The organism is Isoptericola sp. BMS4 (genome assembly GCF_011634835.1).
Classification (GTDB): Bacteria; Actinomycetota; Actinomycetes; order Actinomycetales; family Cellulomonadaceae; genus Isoptericola.
Map to the genome: position 1 here is coordinate 823,313 of NZ_SIRP01000001.1, position 26,422 is coordinate 849,734.

Here is a 26,422-nt window from a genome sequence, read left to right on the forward strand (position 1 = left end):
ACCGGGACGTCAGACGGCGAACACGTCGGAAGCCTGGCGGCCAGGTGTCCACGTCGTGCTGCGCAGGAACGCCGCGACCTCGTGGGCGACGGTGCCCCGTAGGGCGTCCGTCCCCGTGTAGCGGCGCACGACCGTGCGGTCCGTGACGATCCGGTTCTGCCGGGCGCGGTCGCGGAACAGTGCTTCCGGCGTCGAGTGCGGGTCCTGCCCGTCGATCTCGACGATCAGCGCCCGCCCGTCGGGCAGCAACCACGCCAGGTCGACGCGTGCGAGGAACCTGCCGTGCAGCGACGGGCCGTCGACCAGCATCAGCTGGAGGGCGTCCGGCGGGACGCCCGCGTCGCGGCACGACAGGCGAGCCCACGTCTCTGCCGGTGACTCCGCCGCGCCGTCGGCCTCGTCCCACCAGGGATGGGTGCGTCCCGCGCCAGGCCGGCCGCGTGCCGCGTCGTGCGCGCGCTCCAGCCCGTCGCGGGTGATCAGGCGCCCCTGGAGAGCGGAGTCCATCACGGCGACGGCCTCGTGCCGCCGGAGCTCGGGTACCGCCTGGGCGAGCGCGTCCTCGACGGTGACGCACGGGATGCCGCGGACGACGTCCCACCGGCGCACGGGGAGCCGCCGGACGCGGACCGTCGACCTCCCGGCGCGGGACGTCCCGTCCGGGAGCGTGACCTCGGGGCGGATGTCGGTGGGCAGCCCGAGGACGCCGTGGAGCGCCAGCGCGGCCGCGCCGGTGGCGACGCTGCCCGGGTACGCGAGGGGCCCGATGGCTGCGGAGCGGAGCCTCCGCAGGCCCCGCGGGTCGTGGTCGGCGCGTGCCACGGGGCCGAGGTCGTAGACGCCCCGGGCGACGCGCTGCCACGCCCCTGACCGGGCGGCCCGGGTCACACGGTCCGGAGGGACACCGCACGCCGCGCACTGCCGCATCGAGACGAGGCCGCCCTGACGACGCGCGACCTCCAGGAGCGCAGGGGGGACCGGGGCGCGGCGACGGGGCACCGGCCTACTTCAGCACCACCCCGGTATCTCCTGCAGGGCTCATCCACAGCACGTGTCGCGCGTCCCGGGTCTGCGGGAATCTCGGCGCGAAGCCCGCAGTTCCAGGCCGTAGGTCACGGTCCGGTTAGCATGGCTGCCCGTGAAGATCCTCGTCGTCGGGAACGGTGCCCGCGAGCACGCCATCGTCCACTCCCTCGCGTCGGAGGACCCGGCGCACGAGCTGCACGCCGCCCCCGGCAACCCGGGTATCGCCGCGCAGGCGACGCTGCACCCCGTCGACGCGAACGACGGCGCCGCGGTCGCCCGGCTCGCGCGCGAGCTCGGCGCGGAGCTGGTCGTCGTCGGCCCGGAGGCCCCGCTCGTCGCGGGCGTCGCCGACGCGGTGCGCGACGCCGGGATCCCCGTCTTCGGCCCCTCGGCCGAGGCGGCGCGGCTGGAGGGCTCGAAGGCGTTCGCCAAGGACGTCATGGCGGCCGCGAACGTCCCGACCGCGATGGCGCACGTGTGCACGACCACGGACGAGGTCGCCGCCGCCCTCGACGCATTCGGACCGCCGTACGTGGTCAAGGACGACGGGCTCGCGGCCGGCAAGGGCGTCGTCGTGACGCCGGACCGGGACGCCGCGATGGCCCACGCGCGCGACGCGCTGGCCGCGCGCGGCGCGGACGGACGGATCGTCGTCGAGGAATTCCTCGACGGGCCCGAGGTGTCGCTGTTCTGCCTCTGCGACGGCACCACCGTGGTGCCGATGGTGCCCGCGCAGGACTTCAAGCGCGTCGGTGACGGCGACGCCGGCCCGAACACCGGCGGCATGGGCGCCTACACGCCGCTCGACTGGGCGCCCGAGGGCCTCGTCGCCGAGGTCGTCGAGCGCATCGCCCAGCCCACCGTGGACGAGATGGCGCGCCGCGGCGTCCCGTTCGCCGGCACCCTCTACGTGGGGCTGGCCCTGACGAGCCGCGGCACGCGCGTCGTGGAGTTCAACGCCCGCTTCGGCGACCCGGAGATCCAGGCGGTGCTCGCGCGCCTGCGCACGCCGCTGTCCGGGGTGCTGCTCGCCGCCGCCACGGGCCGCCTCGCCGACGTGGGGCCGCTGCGCTGGTCCGACGACGCCGTCGTCAACGTCGTCGTCGCCTCGCAGGGTTACCCGGAGTCGCCGCGCAAGGGCGACCCGATCAGCGGGATCGCCGCCGCCGAGGCGCTGGACGGGGTGCACGTGCTGCACGCCGGCACCGCGCTGTCCGGCGACGGCGGCCTGGTGTCTGCGGGCGGGCGCGTGCTGTCCGTCGTCGGGCGGGGCCGCGACCTCGCCGCCGCGCGCGCGGCGTCCTACGCGGGCGTGGCGATGATCGGCCTCGACGGCTCGCACCACCGCTCCGACATCGCGCTGGCCGCCGAGCGGGGCGAGGTCACCGTTCCCTGACGGGACACCGCTCTCAGCCGGGTGTACCGGTCGCCAGCACCTCGCCGTCGGCGTCGAGCGCCTGGACCGCCACGTAGGCCGCGTCGCCGGGCACCCCAGGGACGGCCGTCTCGAACCCGGACCGCGGGACGGTCGTGACCTCCGTGGCCGTATCGGCGTCCTCGCCGGCGACCAGCCTCCAGCGCGCGACGTCGGTCGCGCCGTTCCAGCTCACGGAGGCCGTGTCGCCGTCCACCACGACGGCGGGCGGGTCGGACGGCGTCGCGTGCCAGTCGAAGCGGTAGGCCCGGTAGGTCTCGCCACCCAGCAGCGGGAACTCGCGCACGAGGGTGCCGTCGCCGGTGTACTCGCTGGTCCACTGCGCGTCGCCCCAGCCGATGACGACGTTGCCGCCCTCGAGCACCTGCATGTTCCCCTGGCTCCCGGCGAGCCGGTCCGGGTCGCCGGGCAGCCACTCCTGGTCCACCGACGCGGTCATGGCGTCCGTGTCGACGTCCAGCCGCAGGCCGCGCGAGTGCTTCCCGACCGGGGGGTCGCCCTGGTTGTCGAACACCGTCACGGTGCCGTCGTCGTGCCACTGGGCGTCGTGCTGCCAGGCGAACTGCGCGCCGGTCCCGGGCTCGTCACCGTCGCCCGAGCCCTCCATCGTGAAGTCCGAGCTCTTGCCGCCGAGCGTCCACCGGACGTCGCCGGTCGACCGGTCGACGACGTACACCGCGTGGGTCTGCCGGGACGAGACCAGCAGGTCACCGTCGGGGGTGAGGGTCGCGGAGTTGACGTGGAACCAGTCGAACGGGTCCTCCTCCGTCCCCGACGGCTCGTCCTCCTCGTCCTCGGGCTCGACGGTGGCGTGCGTGTCGGTGAGGTCGACGTGGTCGAGCGCGGACCAGGTGGAGAGCACCTCGCCCGTCGCGACGTCGACCTCCTGGACGACGCCGTCGTAGACGTAGCCGTCCTCGTCGCCGCCCGCGGCGGTCAGGTCGCGCGGCACGACGGGGTAGGACAGGACCAGCATCGTGCCCTCGGGCGTGATGGTGGCGTCGTGCAGGTCGGCCTGGTGCGGTTCGAGGTCGGCGCCCGTCGTGACGGTCGCGATCTCCTCGTACGACGTGTCGAGGACGTGGATGTCGCCGGTGCCGTGCCCGACGACGTCGGACCTGCCGGCGTAGTAGGTCAGGACCGGCTCGCCCCGGTACTCCTGGACGCGGAAGTCGTAGATCGGCGACTCCGCCGGGTCGATCCAGACCGGCTCGCCGGTGGCGTCCACGATCAGGCCGCCCAGGTGCGGCTCGGCCTCCTTCTTCGGCGCGAGGAAGTAGAGGTGGTCCGAGTCGTCGTCCGCGGCTGCCGGCCCCTCGGTGACCGGGAGGGGCGGGGCCGACATGTCGACGGTGCGGTACGTGCGGGGAGCCGGTTCAGGCTCGTCCTCGTCCTCGTCCCCGGCGCAGGAGACGAGGGCGAGCGCGAGCACGCCGCCGGCGCCGAGAACGGCGGTCCGGCGCCGTCGGGACGAGGGTGCGCGCTGAGGGGCCATGTGCTGAGCCTGCCGTGTCGGGCGGTGCCGGTGCCACCGGTCGCCCGGCGGCGCCGAGCCGCGAGGTCCCGGAGATCGGCCCGGCGGCCCCGGGTCGGTCCCGCAGTGAGAGACTGGGCGCCGTGACCGACGCGCGCCCCACCTCGACGTCCGAGATGTCCGACGCCTTCGCCGGCGGCCCGCTGGACCTGCCCGGCTGGCGGCACGTCTACTCCGGCAAGGTGCGTGACCTGTACGAGCCGGACCTGCCGGCGCTCGGCGGGGTGCACCCGCTGGGCGACGTGGTGCTCGTCGTCGCGTCGGACCGCGTCTCCGCGTACGACCACGCGCTCAGCCCCAGCATCCCCGACAAGGGCGTGGTGCTGACCCAGCTCAGCCTGTGGTGGTTCGACCAGCTCGCCGACCTCGTGCCGAACCACGTGGTCTCGTGCGAGCCGTCCGCCGAGCCGGGCGACGGCCTGGTGCCCGACGTCGTCGCCGGGCGCGCCATGATCTGCCGCCGGCTGGACATGTTCCCGGTGGAGTGCGTCGCGCGCGGCTACCTCACCGGGTCCGGCCTCGCCGAGTACCGTGCCGGCGGCGAGGTCACCGGCATCCCGCTGCCCGCCGGGCTCGTCGACGGGTCGCGGCTGCCCGAGCCGATCTTCACCCCCGCCACCAAGGCCGAGCAGGGCGAGCACGACGAGAACGTCACCTTTGCGGAGGTCGCCCGGCGGCTGGGCGACGACGACGCGTCGCGCCTGCGCGACCTCACCCTCGCGGTCTACGCTCGCGCCGAGCGGATCGCGCGCGAGCGCGGCGTGATCCTCGCTGACACGAAGCTGGAGTTCGGCGTCGACCCGGCCACCGGCGCGACCGTCCTCGGCGACGAGGTGCTGACCCCGGACTCGTCCCGCTTCTGGCCGGCGGACCAGTGGGAGCCGGGCCGTGCGCAGCCGAGCTTCGACAAGCAGTTCGTGCGGGACTGGCTCACGTCCGACGCGTCCGGCTGGGACCGGTCCGGCGACGTCCCGCCGCCCCCGCTGCCCGACGACGTGGTGCGGCGGACCCGGGACCGCTACCTGGAGGCGTTCGAGCGGCTGACGGGCTCGCCGCTGCGCTAAGAGGTCGACGCCGGGCGGGCCCGGCTCCGCGCTGCGGCGGCCCGTCGTCACATGCGGGAGAAGGCGACGCTGTCCTCGAGCAGGGTGCCGTCGGGGTTCTCCACGACGCAGAGCATTTGGCGGTCGCCGAAGCCCCACGTCGTCTCGTCGGGGCCGATGTAGTACATCGACAGGCTCGAGTCCTCGTAGCCGATCCCCACGTACACGGTGAAGGAACGGGAGCAGAGGTCCTCGAAGCTGGCCTCGATCTCGTCGGTGCCCGGGAACGCGTCGCCCTCGAGGGTGTGCACGCCGACGACCTGCGACGTGTGGGGGGTGTCGCAGTCGGCCGGGGAGATGTCCTCGAGGGTCGTGGCCTCGTACGGCAGGTCGAAGCAGTCGCCCTGGTCGTAGCCGAGGCCCATCCCCTCCTGCAGCCCCTCCTGGTAGCTCTCCTCGAAGCCCTCGGTGAACGCGTCCTGGAAGTCCTGGTTGCTCGCCACGAACAGGACGGCACCGATGGCGATCGCCCAACCGATGGTGCCGAGCGCACCGAGGACGATGCCCGCGATCGCGAGGCCGCGCCCCGAGCGCTCGGGGCGCTTGGTGCGCACCACCCCGGCGATGCCGAGGCCGAGTGGGATCAGCGCCATGCCCAGGATGCCGGTGACCAGCGCGGCGACCGACACCCCGTCCGTCCTGGGCTGCTGCGGCGCGGAGTACGGCGTGCCGTACCCGGGCGGGGGCGCCGCCGGGCCGGCGTCGGGCGTCGTGTACGGGGCGGGTGCCGCGTACGGAGGGGCGGGGGGCTGCGGTGCCCCGGGAACGGCAGGAGGCTCGCCGGACACCGCGTACGGGTCGGTCGCGCCGCCCTGCGGCGTGGACGGCGATGCCGGCTGCTCGGGCGGGGTGGGGCCGGTGGGCGGCGTGGGGGCGGACATCTGCCCTCTCTGGTGTCGTGGCTCGGGGTCGTGGACGTGGGCGGTGCCCGGGGGCGTCGACGCACGTCGCGCACGAGGGTAGCGCCCGCCCCCGACGCCGTGTCGCGGGGTGACGAGGGCGGGCGCCGGCCCTCGGCCGCCCGACAGGTAGACTCGACGCGGAATCCCGCCGCCGTGCTCCCGCTCGCCACACGCGCTCCTCCTGGTGCGCGTCCCTGCTGGGATCCCGGAGCGGCGGCCCCACCGACTTGCCCGGTCACGATTCAAGGAGCGCCCGTGGGACGCGTCGTCGTCGAGGTCATGCCCAAGCCCGAGATCCTGGACCCCCAGGGCAAGGCCGTCGTCGGGGCGCTGCCGCGCCTCGGCTTCACCCAGTTCAGCGGGGTCCGTCAGGGCAAGCGGTTCGAGCTCGAGGTCGACGGCGAGGTGACGCCGGAGGTGCTGGCCGCGGCGCGCGAGGCCGCCACGACCGTGCTGTCCAACCCGGTGATCGAGGACGTCGTCGCCGTCACCGACGCCACCGAGGTGTCCGCCTGATGCCGGAGACGCTCGCGGCCGCCAGGATCGGCGTCGTCACCTTCCCCGGCACGCTCGACGACCGCGACGCCGCCCGCGCGGTGCGCCTCGCCGGCGGCGAGCCGGTGTCCCTGTGGCACGCGGACGGGGACCTGCAGGGGGTCGACGCCGTCGTGCTGCCGGGCGGGTTCTCCTACGGCGACTACCTGCGCGCCGGCGCGATCAGCCGCTTCGCGCCCGCGATGGACGCCATCGTGGACGCCGCGAAGGGCGGCATGCCCGTGCTCGGCATCTGCAACGGCTTCCAGGTGCTCACCGAGGCACACCTGCTGCCGGGCTCGATGATCAAGAACGACCACCTGCACTTCGTGTGCCGAGAGCAGGTGCTGTCGGTCGAGAACGCCGACACGGCCTGGACCAACGCCTACGAGCAGGGCCAGCGGATCACCATCCCGCTGAAGAACCAGGACGGGCAGTTCGTCGCCGACGAGCGCACCCTGGACGAGCTGGAGGGCGAGGGCCGGGTCGCGTTCCGTTACCAGGACGGCAACCCCAACGGCTCGCGCCGCGACATCGCGGGCATCACCAACGCCCGCGGCAACGTGGTCGGCCTGATGCCGCACCCCGAGCACGCCGTCGAGGCGGGCTTCGGGCCGGCGGACGCGACGGGCCCCCGGGCCGGGACCGACGGGCTCGGGTTCTTCACCTCCGTGCTCGCGTCCCTCGTGCGGGCGTGACGTCCCGGGCCGCCGGACGAGAGGACACCCCGTGAGCACGACGACGCACCAGCATGCCGACCAGGTCGTGGTCGAGGCCGTGGCGTGGGACGCGCCCGGCGCCGCCGCCCTGCGCGCGGCGCAGGAGGCCGAGATGGCCGTGCGGTACGGCGGCGAGGACGACGCGCCGGCCATCGACCCGGCGTCGATCGTCGTGACGCTCGTCGCCAGGGTGGACGGCGAGCCCGCCGCCACCGTCGCGGTGCGGGACGTGTCCGGCACCGACGACGGCCGCGGGCGCGGCACCACGCACCCGGCCGCCACGGGCGAGGTCAAGCGCCTCTACGTGGACCCGGCCCGGCGCGGGCTGGGTCTGGCCAAGCGGCTCATGGCCGACGTCGAGACGGCGGCGCGCAGGGTCGGCTTCCGCCGCTTCGTCCTCGAGACCGGTATCGAGCAGCCGGAGGCGATCGGCCTGTACGAGGCGCTCGGGTACGCGCCGATCGAGAAGTACGGCGACCACGCCCACGAGGAGAAGCAGCGCTGCTACGGCAAGCGCCTCTGACCGGTCACGGCCGTCGCCGAGGGGTCAGCTCCACGGCCGCAGCTGCTGCAGGGTCCAGGAGTTGCCGTCCGGGTCGTCGAAGGTGACGAACCGTCCCCAGGGCTGGTCGTCCACGCCCTCGGCCGCCACGCCGAGCCCGCGCAGGTGGGCCAGCGCCTCGTCGGCGTCGGGCACGACCACCTGGATCGAGTCCTGGGTGCCCGGCGCGAGGCCGCCGCCGAGGCCGGTGCCGAACGCGATGGAGCAGGCCGACCCCGGCGGGGTCATCTGGACGAACCGGAGGTCGTCGCTGACCTGGTGGTCGTGGTCCCGGTGGAACCCGATGCGCTCGTAGAAGTCGGCGGCGCGGTCCACGTCGGTGACGGGGACGAAGATGAGCTCGATCTTCCAGTCCATGGCAGGGACCTCTTCTCGGTGGCGGGTGTCAGTCGGTGGACAGCAGGGGACGGACCTCGCGGCCCAGGAGCTCGACGAGTCCCGGCAGGTCGGGCTCGTCCGCGGTCGGCTGGATCGCGACGGCCGTCGCGCCGGCGTCGGCCAGGCGCAGGACGCCGTCGGCGATCGCCCGCGCGTCGCCGGCCGCGCCGACGCCTCGGCCGGGCTCGGCGCCCCACTGCGGCAGCTCGGCGTCGAGACGCTCCTGGGCACCGGGCCCTGTGGCGGCGATCAGGGTGGCGTGCACGTCCGGCAGTCGGCGGCCCGCCCCCTTCGCCGCGTCCCGCGCCGTCGCGACCGAGCCGCGTACGTCGTCGGGCGTCAGCGCGTTCGCGAGCACGAGACCGTCGCCCAGCTCGCCGACCAGCGCGAGGGACCTCGGCCCGACGCCGCCCAGCCACAGCGGCAGCCCCGGCTCCGGCGGCCAGTCGAGGCGGACGCGGTCGAGCGTCACGTACCGGCCCGACGTCGTCACCTCCTCGCCCGCGAGCAGGCGGCGCAGCGCGTCGGTGTGCTCGCGCAGCAGCGTGAGCGGCGACCCGGCGCGGACCCCGGACTGGGCCATCCACTCCTGGACGCCGTGGCCGACGGCGGGGAGGAAGCGGCCGGGGAACAGGCGGGCGAGCGTGGCGATCTCCATCGCCGTGATCGCCGTGCTGCGCAGCGGCGCGGGCATCAGGCCGATGCCGACGCGGATCCGCTCCGTCCACGCCAGGGCCGCGCTCGCCGACGCCAGGCCGCTCTGCTTGAAGCAGTCCTCCCAGACCCACAGGTCGTCCAGACCGGCCGCCTCCGCGGTGGTGGCGAGCGGGCGCAGCGTCTCCGGCTCGTGGGTGGGGACGAAGGCGATGCCGAGGCGGACAGGGGCGTCGGGGCGTGGGGCAGCAGCGACCGTCATGCCGCTATCGTGCCTGCCGCCTCCGACACGGGCTGTCACGGCCCGGTGGCGCCGGTGGTGCCGTCAGCCGCGGGAGCGCAGGTAGGTGAGCTGCGCCGCGACGGACTGCCGCGCCGCGCCCCGCACGGCGGGGTCGACGTCCGCATACACCTGGTCGACGACGGCGTCGACGACGCCGTCGGCGACGGCGCTGCCCGCGTCGACGCCGAGCTCGCCCAGGGCGCCCCGGACCTGGTCCAGTCGCTCGAGCCGGTGCGCCCGGTACGCGCGCACCACGGGGCCGAGGTCGTCGAGCGCGGGGCCGTGCGCGGGGACCGCGCGCCGGCCCTCTCCGACACGTTCGAGGGCGTCGAGGCTGTCCAGGTAGTCGGCCAGGGAGCCGTCGGGCTCGGTGATGACGGTGGTGCCGCGCCCGAGCACGGTGTCGCCGGTGAGGACCACGGGATCCTCGCCCGGTCCGGTGACGACGAACGACACCGAGTCGGCGGTGTGCCCCGGCGTCGCGAGCACGTCCACGCGGACACCGGCCGCCTGGATCGTCTCCCCGTCGCGCAGGGGCGTGCCGCCGTGGCAGTGCGCCGGGTCGGCCGCCCGCACCGGGGCGCCCGTGAACTCGCGCAGGCGCGGCGATCCCGCCGTGTGGTCGGCGTGCCGGTGCGTGATCAGCACCAGTTCCACCGGCCCGGTCCCGGCGAGCGCCCGCAGGTGCGCCTCGTCGTCCGGGCCGGGGTCGACGACGACGCACGACGACGAGCCCGGCGCGCGCAGGACGACGGAGCGTGTGCCGTCCAACGTCATCGGGCCGGGATTGTCGGCGCGCAGGACGGCGACGCTGCGGGTCACGTCCCACGTCGCGCCCACCTCAGCCTGCCAGCAGCTCGAGGGTCCGCACCCGGCCGGGCGTCTCGTCCAGCGGCTCCCCGGCGTACGTGCCCGCGACGGGCACGACCATCACCTCGTCGGCGCCGTGCCGGGCGGCGAGCGCCGCCACCTCGGCCCGCGCGGCGTCGGGCTCGTCGATGATCCACCGCGCGCGCATGTCGCCGATCATCTGCTCGCCGAGCTGGTCGAGCGGGGCGGCCAGCGCCTCCTCGACGGTCTCGGCGCGGCCCATCGGCTTGCCGGTGCGCAGCCGGGCCATCGCCCGCAGCTGAGGGAGGGCGCGCTCGGACGCCTCGTCGGCGGTGGGGGCGACGACGGCGTTCACGGTGAGGAAGGTGCGCGGCTCGGGGTGGGCCTCGCTCGGCCGGTAGCCGTCGCGGTACAGCGCGAGCACCTGGTCGATGCCGGCCCCGGAGAAGTGGTTGGCGAAGACGTACGGCAGCCCGAGCTCGGCCGCGAGGCGGGCGGAGTAGTCGCTGGAGCCGAGGAGCCAGATCGTCGGCGCGGCCTCGGCCGCCGGGGTGGCGTGCACGTCGTAGACGTTGCCGTCGCCAAGGCGGAGCTGGGCGCCGTCGGGCCGCATCAGCGACAGGATGTTCTGCACGTGCTCTCCGAACCGCTCGACGTCCGACGTCGGGCCCGACGCGCGCAGCAGGGCGGTGACAACGGGATCGGAGCCGGGCGCCCGGCCGATGCCGAGGTCGATGCGCCCGGGCGCGAGCGCCTCGAGGGCCGCGAACTGCTCGGCCACGACGAGCGGGGCGTGGTTGGGCAGCATGACGCCGCCGGAGCCGACGCGGATGCGCCGCGTCTGCGTGGCCGCGGCCGCGATCATCACGGGCGGCGTGGACGCGGCGACGGCGGGCATGTTGTGGTGCTCGGCGAACCAGTACCGCGCGAAGCCGAGCTCGTCGGCGCGGCGCACCAGGGCGAGCGACGAGGCGAGCGCCTGGGCGCTGGACTGCCCGGTGCGGACCGGGACGAGGTCGAGGACGGACAGGCGCGGAGGCGTGGGAGAGTAAGTCGGCGTGGTCATCGCCTGGGTCAACCGCCGCCCGGCACATGCCTATTCCGAGCCGTCGACCATGCGCTACAGGGGTGCCGAACATGTGGTTGGTCCGGGACTCAGGGTCTGAGTCCCGGACCAACCACATGTTCGGCACCTCCCCGCAACCGATCAGGGAATGCGGGACGGGCGGAGGGGAGCCGGTCAGGAGGGGAGGGGTTCGCGGAGTCCGCTCGCGCGGCGCACGGGGTGGGCGACGGCGGCACGGACGGCGTCGGCGCTCGCCACGACGCGCACGTGCTCCTGGGCGCGTGTCACCGCCGTGTACAGCAGCTCGCGGGTCAGCAGCGGCGAGCTCTCCGGCGGCAGCACCAGCGACACGCGGCGGAACTGGCTGCCCTGCGCGCGGTGCACCGTCATCGCGTGCACCGTCTCGACGGGAGGAAGCCGGTGGGTGCGGACAGTCATCGGCGCGTCCTGGTCGCCGAACACGGCCACGGCGCCGTCGTCGGCGGCGACGACCACGCCGGTGTCGCCGTTGTACAGCCCCACCTCGGCGTCGTTCGCGGTCACGAGCAGCGGCCTGCCGACCACCCACGGCGTGGTGGCGGCGGGCCCGCCGGTGGCGGTGGCCTCCTCGACCCACGCCTCGACCTGCGCCGCCCAGCGGGCGACGCCCACCGGGCCCCTGCGGTGCGCGACCATCACCCGGTGCGCGGACAGCGCCTCGAGCGCCCCCGCCGCGTCGCCGGCGCGTGCCGCGGCGACCAGCCGGCGGCCCGCGGCCACGGCGTCGTCGCGCAGCCCGGCCACCGCGCCCTCGTCGAGACGTTCCGTGTCGGCCTCCATCAGCTCGACGCCGCCCGCTCCCGTGCGCAGGACGTCCAGGACGGTGTCCGCGTCCCCGTCGCGGATCGCGGAGGCGAGCGGCAGGATCGCCGAGTCGGATCCCTGCCGGTGCACGGTCACGAGCCGCACGACCCCGTTGCCCAGGTCGTCGGGGTCGGCCTCGGCCGCCCGGGGACGGGCCGGCGGCGGCGCGACGGGCGGTCGCGCCACGAGGTCGCCCAGCACCGCGCCCGCCTCGACGGACGCGAGCTGGTCGGGGTCGCCCACCAGCAGCAGGCGCGCGTCGGGCCGTACCGCCTCCAGGAGCCGTGCCATGAGGGACAGCGGGACCATCGACGTCTCGTCGACGACGACCACGTCGTGGGGCAGGTGGTGCCCGGCGTGGTGCCGGAACCGGGTGGCGCTGCGGTACCCGAGCAGGCGGTGCACCGTCGTGGCCTCGGGGGCCCCGGTCCGTGCCCGGTCGGCGGGGGAGAGCTGCCCGACGACGCCGCGCACCGCCTCCTGCAGCCGCGCGGCCGCCTTGCCCGTGGGGGCGGCGAGCGCGACCCGCAGGGCAGGGCCGGTCTCGCCGTCACCGGCGGCGGTGTCCTGCAGCACGGCGAGCAGCCGCGCCACCGTCGTCGTCTTGCCGGTGCCCGGGCCGCCCGTGAGCACGGTGAGCCGGCGGTGGGCCGCGTGCTCGGCCGCGAGGCGCTGGCGCGCGTCGCCCGCGGCGGGGAACAGGCGGGCGAGGGCCGCGTCGAGCCGGGCCTCGTCCGGGGCCGGGGGGTCGGCCCGCAGGCGGGCGTCGACCAGGTGCCGCACGGTCAGCTCGTCGCGCCAGTACCGGTCCAGGTAGAGGCGGCCGCCGACCCAGCGCGCGGGGCGGTCCGCCGGCCCGTCGAGACCCGCGGCGACGAGCGGGCTCGCCTCGATCGCCGCCACCCACTCCTCGGGTGCGGGCCAGGGGGGCGGCTCCGCGGGCGGCGCGTCCCCGTCGGTGCGGTCGGCGTCCTCCGGGCGGGCGAGCGCCGCGAGCTCGTCGGCGTCGAGCCGCAGGCACACCGACCCGCCGCGCAGGGCCCGTACCGCGAGGGCGACAGCGAGCAGCACCCGCGCGTCGTCCTCGCCCGTGAGGCGCCCCAGCCGCGTGGCGACGTGCACGTCGGTCGCCGCGACGACGCCGGCGGCGTTGTAGTCGCGCAGCAGCCCTGGGGCGCCGACGGCGACCCGCACGTCGCCGTCGCCCGCCGCGGGACCCGCAGGTGCCGTGACCGTCGTCATGCGATCCCTCCGTCGTCCGTCCCCCGGTCCAGCAGCGCCGAGAGCGCCGGCACCAGCCCGGGCGGCGGGCGCCAGGACACCACGCCGAACGGCGCCCCGTCGGGGCCGAGCGGGGTGCCCGGACCGCACATGCCGCGCACGAACAGGTACAGGCCGCCGCCCAGGTGCACCTCCGGGTCGTACCCGGGCAGCCGCCAGCGCAGGTACCGGTGCAGCGCCACCAGGTAGAGCACCATCTGCAGCGGGTAGTGCGCGTGCAGCATCGCGTCGACCGTCGCCGCGGGCCGGTAGTCGTGCGCCGTGAGGGGCGCGTCGGGCACGCCGAGCCGGTTCGTCTTGTAGTCCACGACCAGGAACCTCGGGACGCCGTCGTCGCCGACGACCCGCAGCACCGCGTCGACGGACCCGGTGAGGTAGCCGCGCAGCCGCCGGTCGCCGACCTCCGCCGCCGTGGCCTCGGCGAGCTCGGTCAGCATCGCCGGGTACGCCGCGAACGGGTCGTCGTCGGCGAGGAACCGCCCCAGCAGCGCCGCGACGTCGGCCAGGCCTGCCCCCGCGCCGGGACGCCCGCCGTCGTGCCCGTCCCCGCCGGCCAGCGGCAGCTCGAACTCCAGCTCCGCGAGCCGGTCGGGCGGCGGCACGTCGGCGAGCGTGCGGCCCGCGGCGAGCGGCCCGAGGGGCGTGCGGGCCACGACGCCGAGCGCGGCGGCCAGGTCGGCCGGGTCGGTGCCGGGCACGCGCACGGTCGCGGCCGCCGTGCACCGGGCGAGGATCTCGGCGTCCAGGTCCGGGGCGGCCGTGTCGACGTACTCCAGCACCTCGTGCACGAGCGTGCCGAACCCGGTGCCCGCCGGGAGCCCGGACATCGGCGAGGGCAGGTCGAGGCCCGGGGCGTCCGCGGGCTGCCCCGCGTCGGCGCGGAGCAGGGCGGGCGCCTCCGGGGCGTCGGGCTCGTCGCGCAGCCCGCCGTCCTCCGGCTCGGACTCGACGCCCCCCACGGCGGTCGGCGGCGGTGCGACCGCCGTCGCGGCGGCCGGCCGCGGCCGCGCGTGCGCCGCCGCCGTCAGGGCGCTGTACGACGCCCGCCGCCACGTCGGGTCCGGCACCCGGTCGAGGTGGGCGACGGCCAGCGGCGGGTCAGCCCGCTCGGCGGGCCGCCACGGGGCGGTGGACGGCCGCGCGGGGACCTCCTCGACGGCGACCGCGCCGCCCGCCCGCTCGGCGAGCGCGGCGAGCGTGCCCCGCACGGCGTCGTCGCGCATGGCCGGCTGGCCCGCGTGCGTCGCCGGCTGGCCGTCGAGGGTGCGGTCCGCCAGGAGCACGCGCGTCAGCGCGCCCTTGGCCGTGTTCCGCTTGGTCGGCGCCCAGTGCGCCACCACCTGGTGCCGGGCGCGCGTCAGCGCCACGTAGAGCAGCCGCAGGTCCTCGCCGCGCTCCTCGGCCCGGTGCCGGTCGAGCGCCGCGTCGTACCCGAACGAACCGGGGCCGCCGACGTGCAGGATGCGGCGCCCGTCGCCCGCGTGGAACCGCAGCACCCCCGGCTGGTCGGACTCGAACCGGTCCCACCCGTACGGCACGTACACGACGCCGAACTCCAGCCCCTTGCTGGCGTGCACCGTGACGACCTGGACGGCCGCGGCGTCGGTCTCCAGGCGCCGGCTGCGCTCCTCGTCGTAGTCCTCCGCCGCCTCGCGGATGCGCCGGCGCAGCCAGCCCGTGAGCGCCGACGCGCCCAGGCCCTCCGTCACCGCGGCCACGTGCAGGACCTCGCCCACGTGCCGCAGGTCGGTCAGCCGGCGCTCGCCGGCGGAGGTGCGCAGCAGCCGCTCCGCGAGCCCGTCGCGGGTCACCGCCTCGTGCAGCGCCGCCACGCCGCGGGTCGCGAGGAGCCGTGCCCAGCGGCGCACCGTGTCGGACAGGGCGTCGTGGGCGGCGTCGTCCGCCGTCGCGAGCCGGGCGGCGTCCCAGCCGACGAACGGCGTGAGCGCCAGGGCCGCGGCCCGGCCGTGGGACCCCGGCTGCTCCAGCGCGGCCAGCAGCGTGAGCCAGTCGCGGGCCGACGGCGTCGCGAAGACGCTCGACAGGCCGGAGACGACGGCGGGCACGCCGCGCGCCACGAGCGCCGACCGCACCGCCTCCGCCTGGGCGTTGGTGCGGGTGAGCACCGCGACGTCCCGCGGCTCGAGGGTGCGCCATCCGTCGTCCGCCCCCGGGTCGGGGTCGTGGAGCCGGTCCCGGCCCAGGCGGGCCGCGACGTCCGCCGCGACGTCCGCGGCCACGAGCGCGCGGGGCGCGCCCACCGGTGGCGTCTCGCCGGGGGAGAGGCCCAGCGAGCCCCGTGTGACCTGGCGCAGCCGCAGCGGCGGGCCGCCGTCGAACCGGGACCCGCCGTGCGCCGCCTCGACCGGGCGCACGACGATGCGCTCGTCCCCGAGCGCCGTCCCGCCGAGGACGGCGTCCAGGGCGCGCAGCAGCGGGCCGTCGCTGCGCCAGCTCGTGCCGAGCGTCGCCACGGTGCCTGCCTCGTCGCGCGCGTCGAGGTACGCCACGACGTCCGCGCCGCGGAACGCGTAGATGGCCTGCTTCGGGTCGCCGATGAGCACGAGCGTGCGGTGCCCCACGAACGCCGTGCGCAGGATCTGCCACTGGACCGGGTCGGTGTCCTGGAACTCGTCCACCATGACCACGCGGTACCGCGAGCGCACCCGCTCGGCCGCCGTGGGCCCGTGCTCGGGGTCGGCCAGGGCGTCCCGGAGCAGCACCAGCAGGTCGTCGTAGTCCATGAGGTGCTGCGCCCGCTTGCGACGCAGCGTCTCCGCGCGGGTCTCGGCGGCCACCGCCTGGCGCAGCGTGCCGAGGCTCGAGGGCGCGGCGCCGCCCGGCTCGGCGGGCTCGACCACCGCCTGGTGGTCGCTCACCGCGGCACGCCCCAGCTCGGCGGCCGTCGTCGGGGTGAGGGCCGGCGAGGCCTCGTCCGCGAAGCGCCGCACGTACAGGTCGTCGGAGACCTCGCGCACGAGGTCCGCCACGTCGGGGACGAACGTCGCGGCCGGGTCGACGTCCGCGGCGATCCCCAGGGCCACGAGCATCTGCTGGCAGAAGCCGTGCGTGGTCGTGATGGTCGCCGCGTCGAGCTGCGAGAGCGCGACCGTCAGCCGGGCGCGCCGCCGGTCCAGCTCGGCCGGGTCGACGTCGGCCAGCAGCGCGACCACCGGGTCGTCGCTGCGGGCCGGGTCCGGGCCCCGCAGCGCGCGCTCGGTGCTCACCAGCCGTTCGCGCACCCGGTCGCGCAGCTCCGAGGTGGCCGCCCGCCCGAACGTCACCAGCATCAGCTCGTGCAGCTCGGCGACGCCCTCGGCGACGTAGCGGGTCGCGAGCGCGGCGATCGTGAACGTCTTGCCGGTGCCGGCGCTCGCCTCGAGCACCGTCGTGCCCTGCGGCAGCGGTCCGCAGACGTCGAACACCGCGGACGGCGCCCCGGCGGTGCCGGGCACGGCGCCGGATGCGGTGCCGGGCGAGGTGTCGGCGGACATCAGGTGGTCCCCTTCTGCTCGTGGGCCAGCAGCGGGTCCCACACGCGCCGGGCGAGCGCGCCCAGCCGGGTCGGTTCGTCGGGGAACGCGCGGCGGTCGTCGTCGTCCGGGACGCCGGCGAAGGCGTCGAGGGCGGCCCCGTCGCCCCAGCAGAGCACGTGATAGGGGTCGGCTCGCTCGAAGCCGCCGTTCCATGTGTAGCGCGCCTCGCTCATGGCCTGGCCGGGGTCGCCCGTCCCGCCGCCGCGGGAGACGGCGTAGGCGTGCGCGGCCTCCGGCGGGACCGGCAGCGGGGCGCGCGCGGCCGCGGCCCGCAGCCCCACCAGGTCGTCCAGCAGCCGCGCGGCCTCGGTCGCGTCCGGCGCGTCGATGCGGCTCCACGCCGCGCGCGGGCTGCGCCCCGGCGCCCGCCCGACCGTGGCGGCGTGCCAGGAGCCCGCGGGCGGGGGGCCGGGCGACGCCGCCAGCGCGAGCACCTGCAGCCACGCCCGCAACCGGTGCTTCGGCCCCAGCTTGGAGTACTCGGCCCGCACCACCCGGCCGTCGTGCACGGCCGGCACCGTGCCCGCGACCACCACGCCGGACGGCAGGGTCGCGGCCACGTCCACGGCGCGGGCCGCGCCCACGCCGGTCGTGACGTTCTGCGTCATCGCCTGCACGGGGCGGACCCGGTCCACGACGTCGCGCAGGGCGGTGAAGCCGAGGCGCCGCGGCGGGGCCTGGCCCCGGCGCCACTCCGCCTGGAACGCCAGGTCGGGGTCGGTGCCGGCGAGCAGCGCGGTGAGGATGCGGTCCCCGGCGCCCCACTTCGCCAGCGGCTCCATCGTCAGCGGCAGACGGTCGTCGACCTCGTCCTCGTCCCGTGCGATGCGTGCCGCGAGCGTCGTGGTGACGAACCAGCGGGCGGGGTGCTCCAGCAGCGCCACCAGGTCGTCGAGGTCCACGGTGGGCGCGCCGGCCACGCCGGGCCGGGCGTCGTCGCGTGGCGCGAGCGGCTCGGCGACGAGCGGGCCCGGCTCCGCGCGCTCTCCGCGGCCCGCCCGGGCGCCGTCGAACGCGGCGACGTCGAAGCTGAACGGGCCCGTGCCCCCGAGCGCCCCGGCGACGAAGTTGCGCTCGCCGACCACCTGCAGCGGGTGCCGCACGACGACCTGCTCCCGCACCGGGGAGCCGTCGGCCGTGCGCCCGACGCGGTCGAGGGCGTCGAGCAGCTCGGCCACCGGGACGGCGGGCGGGCGGGCGGCGCCCGTCCGCTCGTCGGCGCCGGAGTGCAGCACCACCAGGTGCTCGCGGGCCGCGGTGAGCGCGTCGAGGAAGATGTGCCGGTCCTCGCTGCGCCGGTCGCGCTCCCCGAGGCAGGCGTCACGGGCGAGCAGGTCGTCGCCGTCGGGGGACGCGGAGCGCGGGAACACGCCGTCGTCCATGCCCAGCAGGCACACCACCCGGTGGGGCACCGCGCGCATCGGCTCGAGCGAGCACACGGTGAGCGCCCCGGTGCGGAAGCCTGCCCGGGTGGGGCGGCCCGCCAGCCGGTCGCCGAGCAGCGCCCGCACGTCCTCCAGGCGCAGGTCGGAGCCCGCGGGCCCGCCCGCGGACGCCCCCGCGGCGCGCACGTCGCCCAGGACGCGGCGCGCCTGGACGGTCTGCCACGCGTCGTCGGGGGCGGGGTCCGTCAGCAGCGTGACCGCGCGGTCGAGCACGTCCAGCCAGTCGCCGAGCGGTCGCGGCCCGTCGAGGCCGGCCAGTAGGTCGGTGAGCCGGGCCACCAGCTCGGCGAACCGCCCGGCGACGTCGACGTCGGTGGAGCCGACGTCGTCCAGGGGCAGCGCGGGCCCCACGAATCGGGAGTCCTCCTCGGCCATCGCGACGCCCAGCAGCACCCGGTCGAGCGCCGCGTCCCAGGTGCCCTGGCGCACCCGGGCGTCGATGCCGAAGCGGGCGCGGCGCGTCCCGTCCTCGCCCCAGCGCACGCCCACCTCGACGGCCCAGTCCCGCCAGCGGTCCAGGTCGTCGTCCGACAGGCGGAAGCGGCGGCGCACCGGCTCGGCGGCCGCCAGGTCGAGCACCTCGGACGCCGTGACGCGACCGTCCGCGAGGCGCAGCAGGGTGGCGAGGACGCCGAGCACAGGGTTGACGACGCCCGCGCCCCGGTCCGCGAGGCTGACACGTAGCCGCTGGCCGGGGTGCACCGGCACACCGTCGGGCGCCGCGCCGAACGTCGCGGTGACCAGCGGCGCGAACGCCTCCACGTCGGGGCACATGACGATGACGTCGCGCGGCTCCAGCGTGGGGTCGGCGGCGAACAGCCCGGTGAGCACCTCGCGCAGCACGTCGACCTGGCGGGCCCGGCCGTGGCAGGCGTGCACCTGGACGCTGCGGTCCGTCGGCCCGACGTCCGTCGGCTCGGGCGCCGGCTCGTCAGCGTGCACCGCGCGCTGCAGGGCCCCGAGGAGCGTGGCCGGCGGGTCTGCCGCCGGGTGGTGCGTCGTGCGCACGCCGACGTCGGTGCCCGCGCCGGTCGCCGCCTCGCCGTCGGCGGCGAGGCGCAGCTGCAGCTCCACCGAGTCCCGCGCCGTGGAGGCGAGCAGGGGGTGGCGCGCCAGCAGGGGCACGTCGGCGCGGCGGGCGACGCCCGCCGGGCCGCCGGCGACGGAGTCCCACAGGGCAGGGGAGGGGTGCGGCAGCCACAGGTGCACCTCGCGGTGCGCGGCCAGCGCGCGCAGGACGGCGAGCTGGTCGGCCGGCAGCCGGGTGGGGCCGAACACGGACAGCCGGGAGGGCAGGTCCACCGCGGCCGGGTCGTCGACGAGGCGGGTCACGGCGTCCCCGAGGACCTCGGGCGGGCTCGGCGCCCCGATCGCGTCCCGCACGCGGCGCCACAGGACCGGCTGCCAGGCGAGGTCGGCGGGCACCGGCCGGCCGGCCCCGTCGTCGTCGGGCGCCCCCTCGCCGCCGTCCAGCCACGCGACGAGCAGGCCTGGCCGCTGCTGCGCGTACGAGGAGAACAGACCGGCCACGCGCTGGGCCAGTGCCAGGCGGCGCGACCGGCGCACCACGTCGTCCTCCGCGCCCACGTACCGGGCGAGCGGCGCGGCCCAAGGCTCGCCGAGCGCCGCGTCGATCGTCTCGAGTACCGGCCAGACCAGGCGCGCGCGGCGCCACGGGTCGTCGTCCGGCTCGACGCCGGTCACCGCCGCCGTCGCCGAGCCGACCAGCCGCGCGGGCGAGCCGAAGTCGACGTTCGCGCAGACGCCCGCGCCGTCGCCCGCGCCCAGATGGTGCGCCAGCCGCTGCGCCAGCCACCGCTCGATGCCGCGCGTGGGCACGGCGACGACGTCGGGCGCGAACGGGTCCTCGGGCGGCGCGGCCAGCACCTCCGCCAGCGGCTCGACCAGCGCGTCGGCGCGCTCGGAGCGGTGGATGTGCAGCACGCGGCCAGGTTACGGGGTCGGACCGACAGCGGCGTGCCGTCCGTCCACAGCCCTCCGTCGTCGCGGCGGTGGCTCAAAGAGGCGGCGCTGCCTATCCGTGCGACCTCTCAGGCGCGCAGGGCCTGCTCGACGTCCTCGATGATGTCGAGCGGGTCCTCGAGCCCGACGGACAGCCGGACGGTCGTCTCCGCGATGCCGACCCGGGCGCGCCCCTCGGGGCCGAGCTTGCGGTGGGTCGTCGTGGCGGGGTGCGTGACGATCGACTTGGCGTCGCCGAGGTTGTTGGAGATGTCCGCGACCTGCAGGGCGTCGAGGAACGCGAACGTGCGCTTCTTGGACTCCGCGGGCTCGGTGCCCTCGGGCGTCGCGAGGTCGAAGGTGACGACGGTGCCGCCGCCCGACTGCTGCGCCAGGGCGAGCTCGTGCTGCGGGTGCGAGGGCAGGAACGGGTAGCGCACGCCGGTGATCCCGTCGAGCCCCTCCAGCGCCGTCGCGACCTGCAGCGCCGCCGCGTTCTGCGCCCGGACCCGCACGTCGAGCGTCTCGAGGCCCTTGAGCAGCACCCAGGCGTTGAACGCGCTGAGCGACGGGCCGGTGTGCCTGACGAAGGTCTGCACCGGCCCGGTGAGGAACTCCTCGGTGCCGAGGATCGCGCCGCCCAGCACGCGCCCCTGCCCGTCGATGTGCTTGGTCGCGGAGTAGACGACGACGTCGGCGCCGAGCTCCAGCGGCTTCTGCAGCACCGGGGTGGCGAACACGTTGTCCACCACGACGACGGCGCCCGCGGCGTGCGCGAGCTCCGTCACGCGGCGCACGTCCACCAGGTCCTGCATGGGGTTGGACGGCGTCTCGAAGAACACGACGTCGGCCGGCGTGGCCAGCGCCTCCTCCCACCGGGAGGTCACGTGCCCGTCCACGAGGTCGACCCGCACGCCCCACTTGGCGAGGATCTCGTCGTAGATGACGTTCGTGGAGCCGAACAGGGCGCGCGACGACACGATGCGCGAGCCGCTGGACACGAGCGCGGCGAGCGTCGTGAACACGGCGGACATGCCCGACGCCGTGGCATAGCAGGCCTCGGCGCCCTCCAGCAGGCGCAGCCGCTCCTCGAAGACGTGCACGGTCGGGTTGCCGTAGCGGGAGTACTGGAACTGCGACCGCTCGCCGGCGAAGGCGGCCTCGGCCTCGGCGGCGGAGCCGTACGTGTAGCCCTGGGTGAGGAACAGGCCCTCGGACATCTCCTGGAAGTCGGACCGGCGGTGGCCCCCGCGCACGGCCAGCGTCGCGGGCCGCGCGGTCGCGGGCAGCGGGCGCGACCCGCCGAAGGGGACGTCGTCGGCGACGGGGCCGGTGGGGACGCCGGTCTCCCGGGCGGTCACCGGGCGCCCTCCCGCGCCGCGGCGTCCGCCGGCTCGTACGCGCCCCAGGGCAGGCCGCGCACCTTCCAGCCCTCGCGGTCGCGGACGCCGTCGAACCCGGCGCCGCCCTCGAAGCCCTCCAGCACGTTGTAGGACGGGCCGATGCCGGCCGACGTCGCGAGCCGCGCGGCGCCGATGGAGCGCTGCCCGGAGCGGCACAGGAACACCACGGGACCGTCGGTCACGCCCGCCGCCGCGAGCTCGGTGAGGAAGTCGCCGTTGGGGCGCCCGCCCGCACGCACCCACTCGGCCAGGACGGGCGCCTTGCCGAGCGTGGCGACGTCGGGGACGCCGACGGCGCGCCACTCGCCCTCCGTGCGCACGTCCACCAGCACGGCGGCGGGTTCGCGCTCCAGGAGGTCCCATGCCTGCTGCGGGGTGAGGTCGCCGGCGTAGCCGTCGGCGGGGCGGGGATCGATCGATGTCGTCACGGAGCTCCTCCCATCGGTCGTGGCGGTAGCACCCTCGTCCGGTCCGGATCCGTGCTGACACGGTGCCCGGCCCGCGGGTTGCTGCGGCGTCGACGTGCCACGTCACTCGGCCGCTCGGGATGGTCACCGCGATCGTACGACACGACGTCCGGTGCGTGGGCGTGGCGTCTCACGCATCGGTCGAACCGCGCGGATCCGGGCCTCCCGAAGCGTCGCTGCGCCCGCATCGTGAGACATCACGTCCAGATCTTGACGCCGGCGCGGCGCGTGCGCAGCATGGGCACCAGGTCAAGAGCGCCAGCGCCAAGCCCCGGCTCGCTGGCCGGCAACCCTCCCCTCGCGGCGGGGTGCCCCGGGTGACGACCAGGCCCGCGCCGACCGGCGCCGGGCAAGCGCGGGGAGCCCGGACCTCCCCGGACGACGGAGGAGGCCCCCATGAGCACGCTGACCGAGACCGCCACCTGTCCTGCCACGGAGCCCGCCCCGGTGCACGACGTCGCGCCCGTGCTGCCCGTCGTCGGCGGCGACACGCTCGTGCCGCTCGTCGACGGCCGCCGCGTGCGGTACGCCAACCTCGACGTCGCGGCGTCGGCCCCGGCGCTGGAGGCCGTCGCCGACCGGGTCACGCAGGTCCTGCCCCTGTACGCGAGCGTGCACCGCGGCGCCGGCTACCTGTCCCAGGTCTCCACCGCCCTGTACGAGACCGCCCGCCGCACCATCGGGGCGTTCGTCGGGGCGCGCGACGACGACCTGCTGATCGTCACGCGCCACACCACGGACTCGCTCAACCTGCTCGCCGGCTGCGTCCCGGCGGACCCGGGCACCGGCGAGCCGGGCCGGGTGCTCGTCCTCGACGTGGAGCACCACGCCAACCTCCTGCCCTGGCAGCGCGGTACCGAGGCCACCGTGCTCAGCGGCGGCCCGTCCGTGGCCGCGACCGTCGCCGAGCTGCGCGACGAGCTGCGCGCCGGCGTCGCCGAGGCGCGACCGTACGCGCTCGTCGCGGTGACCGGTGCGTCCAACGTGACCGGGGAGGCCCTGCCGGTCGCCGAGATCGTCGCCGCCGCGCACGACGCCGGTGCGCGCGTGGTTCTGGACGGCGCGCAGCTCGTCCCGCACCGCCGGTTCTCGCTGGAGGACACCGGCGTCGACTACCTCGCGTTCTCCGGTCACAAGACGTACGCGCCCTTCGGCGCGGGCGTCCTCGTCGGGCGGCGGGACTGGCTCGACGCCGGCACGCCGTACCTCGCCGGCGGCGGGGCCGTGCGCCGCGTGCGCACGACGAGCACCGACTGGCACGAGGGCCCCGCGCGGCACGAGGCCGGGTCGCCGAACGTCATCGGCGCCGTCGCGCTCGCGGCCGCGTGCGAGGAGCTGGCGTCGGTGGAGGAGTCCGACGTCCGCGCCCACGAGGACGCGCTGCGGCGCCGCCTCGTCGCCGGGCTCGAGGCCCTCGACCGCGTGGAGGTCGTGCGGGTGTGGGAGGACGCCGCCGACCCGGTCGGCGTCGTGACGTTCACCGTGGCCGGGTACGACCCGGGCCTGGTCGCCGCCTACCTGTCCGCGGAGCACGGCATCGGGGTGCGGGACGGCCGATTCTGCGCCCACCCGCTCCTCGGGCGCCTCGGGTTCGACGCCGGCGCGGTGCGGGCGTCCGTCGGCGTCGGGACCGCGGGCGAGGAGGTCGAGCGGCTGGTGGCGGCGGTGGCCCACCTGGTCGCCGACGGGCCCGAGGCGCGCTACGGCGTCGTCGACGGCCTGTGGGTGGTCGTGGACGACCCGCGCCCGGTGCCGGCGGGCTCCGGCCTCGACGGGCTGCTCGCGACCGCCGCGCTCGGCACCGACGAGGCGTTCGGCTGCCTTCCGGACGACGTCTGAGAGCCCCGCCGGCGCTCACGCGACCGGCCCACGCATGACGACGGGGGTGCCACCGGCCGGGTGGCACCCCCGTCGTCATGCAGCGGGTCAGCCCGAGAACGCGTCCTTGACGTCGTCGCCCGCCTGCTTGAGGTGCGCCGCGGCCTTGCGGGCCTTGCCCTCGGCCTCCTGCTTCTCGTCGCCGGTGAGCTGTCCCGCGGTCTCCGTGACCTTGCCCTCGACCTCCTCGGCCAGGTGCTTGGCCTTCTCGAGTCCCATCGGGGCTCCTTCCGTCGAACGAACGACCTCGATCACCGACGGTAGGCAACTCTGGTCCCGTCCGCACCTCGGGGCGGCGACCCGCGGTGCCCTCAGGCGGCGACCGCGAACCCGACGCAGAGCGCTGCCACGGTGAGGTCGAGCCCGATGCACCACACGGCGAGGGACCGGGGCACGACGGCGTCGCGACGGTAGTGCCGCAGGTCCCAGGCGACGTGGGCGGCGAGCGCCAGGGCGGCGACGGCGAGCCCGGCCCGCGAGGGGAGGGCCACCGCCGCGACGGCGACGCCGTAGTACGCGACCATCGCCACGGCCTGGGCGACCGTCGTCGGGCTCCGCCGGGCGAGCCCGTACGCGAGGAAGGCGAGCCCGAGGGCGCCGAACGACGCCCACCGGGGGACGCCCGCGTACTCCAGGAACGGTGCGGCGCTGGCGACGGGCACCATCGCCCAGCCCACCCAGCGGCGGCCGGTGGCGGCGGCCGCGAGGTAGCAGACGGCGGCGACGCCGACGGCGGTGGCCGGCACGGCGGCGGCGGTGGTCTCGGCGGGAGCCCCTCCGCCCGCCGTGCCGTCGGAGCCCAGGGCGAGCACGATCCCCAGGCCGGAGGCGATCCCTACCACCACCCACAAGGTGTTGGTCCACAGGGTCCCCGCGCGGCCGCGTGGCGCCCCGTGCCGGCGGCCGGGAGCCTCGGGTCCTGCGGTGGTGGTCGCGTCGACGTCGGACATGGCGGTCACTCCCTCGTGTACGCCTCGTGTACCCCTCAGGGGTATATACCCCTGAGGGGTACACTAGCGCCGGAGTGCTCGGGAGGGAAGGGGGCGTCCCGGCAGGCTCGGTCGCTCACCAGACCGGCGGGCGCCGGTCCGGCCACCGCAGCCGGTCCTCGAGCTGTGCCGCCAGCGCCAGCAGCGCCCGCTCGCCGCCCGGACGCCCCACGAGCTGCACGCCCATGGGCAGCCCGTCGTCGGTCCAGCGCGTCGGGACGGTGATCGCCGGCAGGCCCGCCACGTTGAGCATCGACGTCCACGGCGTGTACTGGCACTGCTGGGCGAAGTTGCGCTCCGGGTCCTCCGGGTCGAACCAGCCCAGCGGGCGCGGCGACATCGCCAGCGCGGGGGTCACGACCGCGTCGTACGCGGCGACCTGCGCGACCAGTCGCCGCTCGAACCGGGTGAGCGTGCCGAGCGCCTCCGCGAGCTCGCGTGCCGGGACCTGCCTGCCCCGGCCGATGAGCCACCGCGTGAGCGGCTCGAGCCGGTCGAGGCGGTCCGGGTCGTCGAGCGGGACGGCCGACGCCCCGGACATCCACAGCGTGCGGAAGGCCGCGCCGAAGTCCGGGTCCGGGGCCAGCGACAGGGATCCCACGTCGTGGCCCAGCCCGGTGAGTGCCGCCACGCCGGTCTCCAGCGCCGCCTGCGCCTCTGGCGTCACGGTGATCTCGTAGAAGTCGTCCCACGCCGAGTCGGTCGTGACCGCCACGCGGAACCGGCCGCGCACGTCCTCGCCGCCCTCCCCGCCGACCTCGCCGCGGCGGGCCGCCGCGAGGTAGTCTCCGGCGCGGGCCGACGGCGCCCGCAGGGTCAGCGGGTGCGCGACCCGGCCGTCCGGGGCCCAGGACAGCATCCCTTCGAGCAGCAGGGCGGTGTCGGCGGTCGTGCGGGCCAGCGGGCCGTTGACGACCAGCCCGCCCAGCGACTCCTGCCCGGAGCCGGCCGGCACGAGCCCGCGGCTCGGCTTGAGCCCGACGATGCCGCACGCGGACGCCGGGATGCGCACCGACCCCCCGCCGTCGGACCCCGGCGCGAACGGCAGCAGGCCCGCCGCGACCGCCACGGCCGCGCCGCCGCTCGACCCGCCCGCCCCGAGGGAGGTGTCCCACGGGTTGCGGGCCACCGGGCCGGCGAGCGGCTCCGTGTACGCAGGGAAGCCCAGCTCCGGCGCGGTCGTGCGGCCCAGGCTGACCGTCCCCGCGGCGTCGAGCACCTCGACGATCTCGTCGCTCACCGGCGGCAGCACCGCGTCGTCGCCGGCGAACGCCCGCGACCCGAACCGTGCGGGCACGCCCGCGCGCAGCCAGAGGTCCTTGTCGCCGCTGGGCAGGCCCCACAGCGCGCCGCGGGCCCCGGTCCTGGTGAGCGCGGCCGCGCGCTCGCGGGCGTCCTCCGGCGCGACGGCGACGAACGCGCCGAGCTCCGGGTTGGCCCGTGCGATGCGCTCCAGGAAGTGGTCCGCGACCTCGGTGGGGGTGACCTCGCCCGCCCGGAGGCGGTCGCGCAGCTCGACGGCCGTGAGCTCGTGCAGGGCGTCCATGCTCCGCACGCTACCCGTCCGGCCGGAGGCGGCGCCCGTGCCCCG

At 76.5% G+C, this 26,422-nt stretch carries 21 protein-coding genes, 1 pseudogene and 1 riboswitch; of the genes and pseudogenes, 6 read left to right on the plus strand and 16 right to left on the minus strand.

Annotated elements, in window-relative coordinates; all coding sequences use genetic code 11:
• Window positions 1–9: 9 nt before the first annotated feature.
• On the minus strand, window positions 10–822 hold the full coding sequence (locus tag EYB28_RS03640) for a hypothetical protein (protein WP_240930373.1): 813 nt from the start codon (window positions 820–822) through the stop codon (window positions 10–12).
• A gap of 24 nt (window positions 823–846) precedes the next feature.
• A pseudogene (locus EYB28_RS20575) lies at window positions 847–999 on the minus strand (type IV toxin-antitoxin system AbiEi family antitoxin domain-containing protein); the annotation flags it as partial.
• A 139-nt stretch (window positions 1,000–1,138) separates the two neighbouring features.
• Here EYB28_RS20575 and purD point away from each other — a divergent pair.
• Entirely contained in the window at window positions 1,139–2,422 is a 1,284-nt protein-coding gene (purD, locus tag EYB28_RS03645) for a phosphoribosylamine--glycine ligase (protein WP_166844943.1), read from the plus strand.
• Window positions 2,423–2,435: 13 nt separating this feature from the next.
• Here the strand turns inward: purD and EYB28_RS03650 are convergent, their stop codons facing one another.
• A complete protein-coding gene (locus EYB28_RS03650; RefSeq protein ID WP_166844945.1) occupies window positions 2,436–3,956 on the minus strand; it encodes an arylsulfotransferase family protein in 1,521 nt (506 codons plus the stop codon).
• Window positions 3,957–4,111: 155 nt separating this feature from the next.
• Here EYB28_RS03650 and EYB28_RS03655 point away from each other — a divergent pair, with 155 nt between their 5' ends.
• Window positions 4,112–5,059 (plus strand): phosphoribosylaminoimidazolesuccinocarboxamide synthase, encoded by a 948-nt coding sequence (locus tag EYB28_RS03655; RefSeq protein ID WP_166851628.1) that lies wholly within the window; start codon window positions 4,112–4,114, stop codon window positions 5,057–5,059.
• A 47-nt stretch (window positions 5,060–5,106) separates the two neighbouring features.
• On the opposite strand, the gene EYB28_RS03660 is transcribed toward EYB28_RS03655, so the two are convergent.
• Window positions 5,107–5,979: a DUF4190 domain-containing protein gene (locus EYB28_RS03660; RefSeq protein WP_166844947.1), complete on the minus strand. Its 873-nt coding sequence runs from the start codon at window positions 5,977–5,979 to the stop codon at window positions 5,107–5,109.
• 276 nt (window positions 5,980–6,255) lie between these two features.
• Here EYB28_RS03660 and purS point away from each other — a divergent pair, with 276 nt between their 5' ends.
• The 3 genes from purS to EYB28_RS03675 are packed head-to-tail and all read left to right on the plus strand — an operon-like array spanning window position 6,256 to window position 7,776.
• Entirely contained in the window at window positions 6,256–6,516 is a 261-nt protein-coding gene (gene purS, locus EYB28_RS03665) for a phosphoribosylformylglycinamidine synthase subunit PurS (RefSeq protein WP_166844949.1), read from the plus strand.
• Window positions 6,516–7,232, plus strand: coding sequence for a phosphoribosylformylglycinamidine synthase subunit PurQ (gene purQ / locus EYB28_RS03670; RefSeq protein ID WP_166844951.1), 717 nt, complete (start codon window positions 6,516–6,518; stop codon window positions 7,230–7,232). Before purS ends, purQ begins: the two co-directional genes overlap by 1 nt.
• A gap of 31 nt (window positions 7,233–7,263) precedes the next feature.
• Window positions 7,264–7,776, plus strand: coding sequence for a GNAT family N-acetyltransferase (locus EYB28_RS03675; protein ID WP_166844953.1), 513 nt, complete (start codon window positions 7,264–7,266; stop codon window positions 7,774–7,776).
• A 24-nt stretch (window positions 7,777–7,800) separates the two neighbouring features.
• Here EYB28_RS03675 and EYB28_RS03680 read toward each other — a convergent pair whose 3' ends face one another.
• The 9 genes from EYB28_RS03680 to EYB28_RS03720 form a co-directional block, all read right to left on the minus strand.
• Complete coding sequence (locus EYB28_RS03680) at window positions 7,801–8,172, minus strand: VOC family protein (protein WP_166844954.1); 372 nt, start codon at window positions 8,170–8,172, stop codon at window positions 7,801–7,803.
• A gap of 28 nt (window positions 8,173–8,200) precedes the next feature.
• Window positions 8,201–9,109 carry an LLM class flavin-dependent oxidoreductase gene (locus EYB28_RS03685; RefSeq protein ID WP_166844955.1) on the minus strand — a complete coding sequence of 303 codons (909 nt, stop codon included), beginning with the start codon at window positions 9,107–9,109 and terminating at the stop codon, window positions 8,201–8,203.
• Between the two features lie 63 nt (window positions 9,110–9,172).
• The gene (locus EYB28_RS03690; protein ID WP_166851631.1) at window positions 9,173–9,907 is read right to left on the minus strand and encodes an MBL fold metallo-hydrolase; all 735 of its coding nucleotides are present in this window, start codon (window positions 9,905–9,907) and stop codon (window positions 9,173–9,175) included.
• A gap of 64 nt (window positions 9,908–9,971) precedes the next feature.
• Window positions 9,972–11,027, minus strand: coding sequence for an LLM class flavin-dependent oxidoreductase (locus tag EYB28_RS03695; protein ID WP_166844956.1), 1,056 nt, complete (start codon window positions 11,025–11,027; stop codon window positions 9,972–9,974).
• 174 nt (window positions 11,028–11,201) lie between these two features.
• Entirely contained in the window at window positions 11,202–13,112 is a 1,911-nt protein-coding gene (recD, locus tag EYB28_RS03700; RefSeq protein WP_166844957.1) for an exodeoxyribonuclease V subunit alpha, read from the minus strand.
• Window positions 13,109–16,645, minus strand: a complete 3,537-nt coding sequence (locus tag EYB28_RS03705) for a UvrD-helicase domain-containing protein (RefSeq protein ID WP_166844958.1) — start codon at window positions 16,643–16,645, stop codon at window positions 13,109–13,111. Before EYB28_RS03705 ends, recD begins: the two co-directional genes overlap by 4 nt.
• Entirely contained in the window at window positions 16,645–20,076 is a 3,432-nt protein-coding gene (recC, locus tag EYB28_RS03710; protein WP_166844959.1) for an exodeoxyribonuclease V subunit gamma, read from the minus strand. The genes EYB28_RS03705 and recC overlap by 1 nt, the downstream gene beginning before the upstream one ends.
• Before the next feature lie 107 nt (window positions 20,077–20,183).
• The gene (locus EYB28_RS03715; protein WP_240930681.1) at window positions 20,184–21,383 is read right to left on the minus strand and encodes an O-succinylhomoserine sulfhydrylase; all 1,200 of its coding nucleotides are present in this window, start codon (window positions 21,381–21,383) and stop codon (window positions 20,184–20,186) included.
• 68 nt (window positions 21,384–21,451) lie between these two features.
• Window positions 21,452–21,925: a rhodanese-like domain-containing protein gene (locus tag EYB28_RS03720; RefSeq protein WP_205710831.1), complete on the minus strand. Its 474-nt coding sequence runs from the start codon at window positions 21,923–21,925 to the stop codon at window positions 21,452–21,454.
• 286 nt (window positions 21,926–22,211) lie between these two features.
• A riboswitch (SAM riboswitch) is annotated at window positions 22,212–22,326 on the plus strand.
• A gap of 34 nt (window positions 22,327–22,360) precedes the next feature.
• Between EYB28_RS03720 and EYB28_RS03725 the strand changes: the two genes are divergently transcribed.
• Window positions 22,361–23,803 carry an aminotransferase class V-fold PLP-dependent enzyme gene (locus EYB28_RS03725; RefSeq protein ID WP_166844961.1) on the plus strand — a complete coding sequence of 481 codons (1,443 nt, stop codon included), beginning with the start codon at window positions 22,361–22,363 and terminating at the stop codon, window positions 23,801–23,803.
• An 87-nt stretch (window positions 23,804–23,890) separates the two neighbouring features.
• On the opposite strand, the gene EYB28_RS03730 is transcribed toward EYB28_RS03725, so the two are convergent.
• From EYB28_RS03730 to EYB28_RS03740, 3 genes are all read right to left on the minus strand, one after another.
• On the minus strand, window positions 23,891–24,061 hold the full coding sequence (locus EYB28_RS03730) for a CsbD family protein (protein ID WP_166844963.1): 171 nt from the start codon (window positions 24,059–24,061) through the stop codon (window positions 23,891–23,893).
• Between the two features lie 92 nt (window positions 24,062–24,153).
• Window positions 24,154–24,792, minus strand: a complete 639-nt coding sequence (locus EYB28_RS03735; protein ID WP_166844965.1) for a hypothetical protein — start codon at window positions 24,790–24,792, stop codon at window positions 24,154–24,156.
• A gap of 115 nt (window positions 24,793–24,907) precedes the next feature.
• Window positions 24,908–26,377, minus strand: coding sequence for an amidase (locus EYB28_RS03740; RefSeq protein ID WP_166844966.1), 1,470 nt, complete (start codon window positions 26,375–26,377; stop codon window positions 24,908–24,910).
• Between the last annotated feature and the right edge of the window lie 45 nt (window positions 26,378–26,422).